The sequence below is a fragment of the Methylobacterium sp. WL103 genome (assembly GCF_008039885.1).
Taxonomy (GTDB): domain Bacteria; phylum Pseudomonadota; class Alphaproteobacteria; order Rhizobiales; family Beijerinckiaceae; genus Methylobacterium; species Methylobacterium cerastii.
Window position 1 is genome coordinate 1 of record NZ_VRUX01000238.1, and the last position, 6,234, is coordinate 6,234.

7 protein-coding genes are annotated in these 6,234 nt (G+C 71.1%); 3 read left to right on the forward strand and 4 right to left on the reverse strand.

What is annotated here, in order from left to right:
• The 3 genes from FV222_RS14900 to FV222_RS14910 all read right to left on the reverse strand — a co-directional run.
• Positions 1–858: ATP-binding cassette domain-containing protein (locus FV222_RS14900; protein ID WP_246685477.1), on the reverse strand; the 858-nt coding region annotated here is incomplete at its 3' end.
• A complete protein-coding gene (locus FV222_RS14905) occupies positions 858–2,222 on the reverse strand; it encodes an 8-oxoguanine deaminase (protein ID WP_147814868.1) in 1,365 nt (454 codons plus the stop codon). The genes FV222_RS14905 and FV222_RS14900, both read right to left, overlap by 1 nt.
• 48 nt (positions 2,223–2,270) lie before the next feature.
• Positions 2,271–3,269, reverse strand: a complete 999-nt coding sequence (locus FV222_RS14910; RefSeq protein WP_147752647.1) for a hypothetical protein — start codon at positions 3,267–3,269, stop codon at positions 2,271–2,273.
• A gap of 361 nt (positions 3,270–3,630) precedes the next feature.
• Here FV222_RS14910 and FV222_RS14915 point away from each other — a divergent pair, with 361 nt between their 5' ends.
• From FV222_RS14915 to FV222_RS14925, 3 genes are all read left to right on the forward strand, one after another.
• Positions 3,631–4,305, forward strand: a complete 675-nt coding sequence (locus FV222_RS14915) for an isochorismatase family cysteine hydrolase (RefSeq protein WP_147814870.1) — start codon at positions 3,631–3,633, stop codon at positions 4,303–4,305.
• A 78-nt stretch (positions 4,306–4,383) separates the two neighbouring features.
• Positions 4,384–4,617, forward strand: coding sequence for a hypothetical protein (locus tag FV222_RS14920; RefSeq protein ID WP_147752645.1), 234 nt, complete (start codon positions 4,384–4,386; stop codon positions 4,615–4,617).
• 11 nt (positions 4,618–4,628) lie between these two features.
• Positions 4,629–5,363, forward strand: coding sequence for a DUF1045 domain-containing protein (locus FV222_RS14925; RefSeq protein WP_246685478.1), 735 nt, complete (start codon positions 4,629–4,631; stop codon positions 5,361–5,363).
• 257 nt (positions 5,364–5,620) lie between these two features.
• Here the strand turns inward: FV222_RS14925 and FV222_RS14930 are convergent.
• Positions 5,621–6,234, reverse strand: a 614-nt coding sequence (locus tag FV222_RS14930; protein ID WP_147814872.1) for an FAD-dependent oxidoreductase, incomplete at its 5' end; no start/stop codon positions are given.

A 6,234-nucleotide genomic window follows, 5' to 3' on the forward strand; every position in this document is an offset into this window, starting at 1 on the left:
GCCGGTGACCGCGCCGACCTGCGCCCCGACCATCAGGGCGGCGAGCGAGCGGGCGCTCTCGCCCTGCGGGTCGCAGGCGCCGACGACCTTCCCGTGGCGCAGGATGGTGGCGCGGGTGCAGAGCCGGCGCACCTCGTCGAGGCGGTGCGAGATGTAGAGCAGCGCCCGGCCCTCGTCGCGCAGCCGCTCCAGCACGGAGAACAGCAGCTCGGCCTCGCCCGGCGTCAGCACCGAGGTCGGCTCGTCGAGGATGACGAGGCGCGGGTCCTGAAGCAGGCAGCGCACGATCTCGATGCGCTGGCGCTCGCCGGCCGAGAGCGACCAGACCGGCCGGCCGGGATCGAGATGCAACCCGTAGGTGGCGCCGAGCGCCGCGATCCGCTCGGCCAGCGCCTTGCCCGACAGGCCCTTGGGCATCACCAGCGCGATGTTCTCGGCGACCGTCAGGTTCTCGCACAGCGAGAAGTGCTGGAACACCATGCCGATCCCGATGGCGCGGGCCGCCTCGGGGCTCGCCAGCCGCACGATGTCGCCCCGGTGGGTGACGACGCCCTCGGTCGGCTCCAGCAGCCCGTAGAGGATCTTCATCAGGGTCGACTTGCCGGCGCCGTTCTCGCCGAGCAGCGCGTGGATCTCGCCGGCCCGGATCTCGAGGTCGACGCCGTCGTTGGCGGTGAAGTCGCCGAAGCGCTTGACGATGCCGTAGGCCCCGTAGAGCGGCGCGGTGCCGATGCCTGTGTTGGTGCTGGTGGTTGTGCCGGTGTTGGTGCTTGTGCCGCTGTTTATGCTTGTGCCGATGCCGGTGCTCGTACCGATGCCGACGCCGGTCCCGGCGGCGTTCGACGGCACGCCCGCCATCAGGCGTCGCCGAGGAGGCTGAGGGCGAGCCGGCCGTGTTCCTCGCGGAGCTTCCTCGTGTCCATGCCGACGGGGTGCCCGTCGACCACCCGCCACGCGCCCGCGACCATCACCCGGTCGGCGCGGTGCGCCCCGCAGAGGACCAGGGCGGCCAGGGGATCGTGCGCGCCGGAGAAGCGCAGCTCGTCCAGGGTGAACAGCGCCAGGTCCGCCTCGCGGCCCGGCGCGATCCGGCCGATGTCGTCGCGCCCGAGGCAGCGGGCCGAGCCCTCGGTGGCCCAGCGCAGGGCGTCGAGATGCGTGACCCGCTCGGCGCCATAGGTAAGGCGGTTGATCATCAGGGCGTGGCGCACGCCCTCCATCAGGTTGGAGCTGTCGTTCGAGGCCGAGCCGTCGACGCCGAGGCCCACCGGCGAGCCCGCCGCCTCCAGCTCGCAGGTGCGGCACTGGCCGGACGCCAGGGTCATGTTCGAGGTCGGGCAGTGGCACACGCCGACGCCGGCCTTGCCGAGACGCCGGACCTCGTCGTCGTTGAAGTGGATGCCGTGCGCGAGCCAGGCCCGCGGGCTCATCCAGCCGACCTCCTCGAGGTAGTCGACCGGGCGCTGGCCGAACATCTCGAGGCAGTAGGCGTCCTCGTCCAGCGTCTCGCCGAGATGGGTGTGGAGCTGGCAATCGTAGCGGTCGGCGAGGCCCGCGCTCTCGCGCATCAGCCGCTTGGTGACGTTGAAGGGCGAGCACGGCGCCAGCCCGATCCGCACCATCGCGCCGGGCTTGGGGTCGTGGAACAGGTTCAGCACCCGCTCGCTGTCGGCGAGGATGGTGTCGTCGTCCTGCGTCAGGCACTCGGGCGGCAGGCCGCCGTCCTTCACCGACAGGCTCATCGAGCCGCGGGTGACGAAGGCGCGGATGCCCAGGGCCTGCGCCTCGTCGACCTGCACGTCGACGGAATCCTCCAGGCCCTTCGGGTAGAGGTAGTGGTGGTCCCCCGCCGTGGTGCAGCCGGAGAGCAGGAGCTCGGTGTAGGCGAGCCGCGTGGCGAGGCGGAACGCGTCGGGGGTGATCTTGTCCCAGACCGTGTAGAGCGCCTTCAGCCACGGAAACAGCGGCTTGTTGATCGCCAGCGGGTGGGCCCGCGTCAGCGTCTGGAAGAAATGGTGGTGGGTGTTGATCAACCCCGGGATCACCACATGCCGCGCCGCGTCGAAAGTCTCGTCCACCGGCGCGGCCGGCCTGGCGCCGGCCGCCACGCACTCGACGACGCGGGTGCCCTCGACCACGACGCCCCCGGCCGCCCCCTCCGCGAGGATCGCCAGCGGATCGCGGACCCACAGGCGCCGGAGCTTCGCGTCGGATCCCGTCATGCCGTCTCCCATTCCGTTGCGGTCGCTCGACCGACGATCCAGCCGCGATCAGAAGATGTGGAACGCGACGCCGGCGAGGAAGCTCTTCTCTTCCGTTCCCTTGAACGTCGCCGTCTCGACGTTGCCGAATTTGTTCAGCCAGTACTGGAAGCCGATGAAGGCATCGACCTTGTTGGGCTGGTCGTAGATGAGCTTGCCAACGTCGAGCACCAGGTTGGTGCGCGAGAGGAATTCGAGGCCGCGCTTCGGGTTGAAGGCGAAGTCGGCGGTGTTCTGAACGCCGCGGCCCTTGGGCAGAACGATGTTGTTGAAGCCGGTGAGGCTCAACGGCAGGTTGGTGAAGCCGAGGGGGAAATTGTAGACCAGCTCGAATTCCGGCACGACGTCGAAGCTCTGGTCGCGGTCGGGCTGCAGGTTGAAGCCGTTGCGGTTCCACTCCTTGTAGGCATGGACCGACAGGTTGAGGAAGCCGGCCGGCACGTCGAACGAGAAGTTGAGGCCGCCGACCACGTCGCGCTTCTTCGAGCCGAACGCGTCGTTCTGCGAGTTGGCGTCGAAGCCGAAGGCGAGGGACACGTCCTTCACGATGCCGGGCAGCGTGAACGCCTTGGAGTTCGTGATCGCGTTGAGGCTCAGCGTGCCGCGATACAGGCCGTAGGCTTCTGTGTTGCCGTAGTCGGCGAAGAACGGCGCGCCGACGCTGCCGGGCGGGTTCGTGGTGCCGGCCGGGAACTGCGAGCCCGACTTCAGGATGTCGAGCGAGAAGAAGTTCGTGCCGTAGGCCCAGGCGTCGGCATGCGAGATGTTGTAGATCTGCTTGGGCGCCTCGCGGCTGCGGAAGCTCCCGTCGGCCTTCTGGATCTGCACGCCCGGCGACACGGTCGGGAACTGGTAGCGATAGCTGAACTGCGTGTCGGCGAAGAGGAAGAACGGCGCCTCCTTGGCGGGTGCCTCCACCGGGGCCTTCTTCGCGTCGAGGTCGGCCGCCGCGCCGGCCTGGACAAATCCGAGCGACAGGGCCGCTGCAACGAGGGTTCGAGCGATCATGGCTGCCGTCTCCGTGCCGAAAATCCGTCGAGCAGGCAGCAACCGATATGCCAGCGCGTGCCAACCAGGGCAGACGCGCCGGCCGAGTCATAATTCGGCAACAGATTCGCCGGCTTACCTGTGGCGCCCGCTCTCGCGGGTGTCGTGACGGCTTGGCCGGGAGCCAAGGCGGGACGGCCGCGACCGCGGCCCCGACGGGACCGCGCCCGCCACGTTCCGGGTCGTCGCCCATCGCGGCGGCAGCGCCCGCACACTATTGAAGCAGCGCCGGACAGTCTTTGTGGATGCGTTTCGCGCCGTCGGACGACATCGTCGGGGTCGCGCGCCGCCGAGTCGGCCGCACGACGGGAGACCCTTCGCCATGGTGACCGTGGACGCCGAGCCGGCACCGCTGGCAATCGACCTTGCGACGACGGCGCTGGTCATCATCGACATGCAGCGCGACTTCTTGGAGCCCGGCGGGTTCGGCGAAAGCCTCGGCAACGACGTCTCGCTGCTGGCCGTCGCCGTGCCGCCGGCACAGGCGCTGCTCGCGGCGGCACGGCAGGCCGGACTCCTCGTGGTCCACACCCGCGAGGGGCACCGTCCCGACCTGTCGGACGCGCCAGCTGCCAAGATCAAGCGCGGCGCGCCCTCGGCCCGCATCGGCGCGCCCGGGCCGATGGGCCGCATCCTGATCCGTGGCGAACCCGGACACGACATCGTCGCCGCCCTCGCGCCCCTGCCGGGCGAGCCCGTGGTCGACAAGCCGGGCAAGGGCGCGTTCTACGCCACCGACCTCGCGGAGATCCTGACTGCGCGCGCCATCGCCACGCTGATCGTCTGCGGCGTCACCACCGAGGTCTGCGTCCACACCACGGTGCGCGAGGCCAACGACCGCGGTTACCGCTGCCTTGTGGTGTCGGATGCCTGCGGCTCGTATATTCCGGCCTTCCACGCGGCGGGCCTCGCGATGATCGTGGCGCAGGGCGGCATCTTCGGATGGGTCTCGGATTCGGGCCGCGTCGTCGCCGCGCTGGCCGCGGGCGCCCCCTGAACGATCGGCCTCGACCCCCGGCCAAGCTTGGCCCGGTTATTGCCCCGCCGGCGCGATCGGCAATCAGGAGTTCGTCGCATGCGTACAGTCTTGGCAAGCAGCTTGGTTCTCGCACTGCTGACGACGGCAGGTCTCGCCCAATCCTACACCGCGCCTGCGCCGACGGACGTGCCGTCGAGCGGCACGAAGAGCCTGAACAAGGCGGACCGCAAGATCGCCTGCACCCAGGAAGCCGACCGCCGGAACCTGCGCGGCCTGCGCCGGCAGCAATATCGCGCCGCCTGCCGCAACCGCCCGATCCCGCGGGGCTGAGCAGCCACGCCTTGCCGAAGCGGCGGCCGGGTTTTATCCGCGGCGGGCCGCGACCCCGGTCACTCCCGCAGCGAGCGGCCCCGTGGACGCCCCGACCCGCTACGCGCTCTACGACGCCCGAACCCGGCTCAGCGCTGGCCGCCTTCGGCGACGCGATCCTGGGCGACACGCCCCCGCCGGACTGGGATCCGGCCGACCGCGCAGCGCTCGCCGCCGTCACCGCGGCGCCGCGGGTCTACGGCTTCCACGCGACGCTGAAGGCCCCGATGCGCCTCGCCCCCGGCCGAAGCGAGGACGACCTGGTCGCGGCCTGCACCGACCTGGTGCATGCCCGTTCTCTCCTGCCGATCGGGCCGCTCGCGGTCGTCCTGCTGGGGGACTTCGTCGCCCTGGTGCCCACCGCGCCGCCGCCGGAACTTGGCCTGTTCGCAGCCGAATGCTTCGCCGCCCTCGACCCGTTCCGGGCGCCTCTGACCCCGACCGAGCGGGCGCGGCGCCGCCCCGAGGACCTCGACCCGCGCCGCCGTGTGCTCTTCGATCGCTGGGGCTATCCGCACGTCTTCAAGGCGTTCCGTTTCCACATGACCCTGACCGGCCGCCTCGCGGACGACGCCCGCGAGGCCTGGCGCGCCCGCTTGGCGGCAAGCTGCCCGCCGCTCTCCCTGACGATCGACGCGATCACGCTGCTGCGCCAGGACGGCGCGGCGCCGTTCCGCATCGTGCGGCGGTTTCCGTTCGAACCCTAGGCGGGCGCCGAGACACGGCCACGCGCCTACGGACGCGTGAGGCAGGTCTCCCGGCGCGTCGCTTGCGGCGGGCGGGACGCATGCTCATCGTCGAGGATCTGATGCACCGCTACGGATTGCGGCTCCCGGCGAACCGCTTCGCGACGCCGTCGAACGTCGGCTCCCGCTGATCGGCAGGAAGGTGCGGAGCGGGCCCGGTACGTTCTTCCCTCCCCCCTCTGCGCGGGAGGGAAACGCGTGTGCGGTGTACCGCCGCCTTACAGGAAGCGCCGGGGATCGAACGGCGCCAGCGGGATCTCCGGGGCCTCTCCGCCGACGAGCTGCGCGACGAGGCGCCCAGTGCGTGCCGAGCCGACGAGGCCGACATGCCCGTGGCCGAAGGCGTAGACCACGTCCGCGGTCCGCCGGGCGCGGCCGATACAGGGCCGCCCGTCCGGCATGCTCGGGCGATGGCCGAGCCACATCCGGATGCGCTCGGCCGGCACGGTCTCGGGCAGGTCCGGGAACATGCTGGTCAGGTGGTCGCGCAGGATCTCGGCGCGCTTCCAGTTCGGTGCCGCGTCGAGCCCGGCGAACTCGACCTGCCCCGCCGCGCGTAGGCCGCCCGCCATGGCGTTGACCACCATCTTGGCGTCCGAGGCCATCACCGGGGTGCGCGGGCCGGCCTCGGCGTCGGCGATCATCACGTGGTATCCGCGCTCGCTCTCCAGCGGCAGCCGGTCGCCGAAGGATGCGGTTAGCGCGCCCGACCGGGCGCCAGCGGCGACCACCGCCCGGTCGCACGGGATCGCGCCGGCTTCGGTTTCAACGGCCACGAGCCGGCCCTCGTCGAGGCGGAACCCGGTGGCGCGGGTGCGGGCGTGGGTGGCGC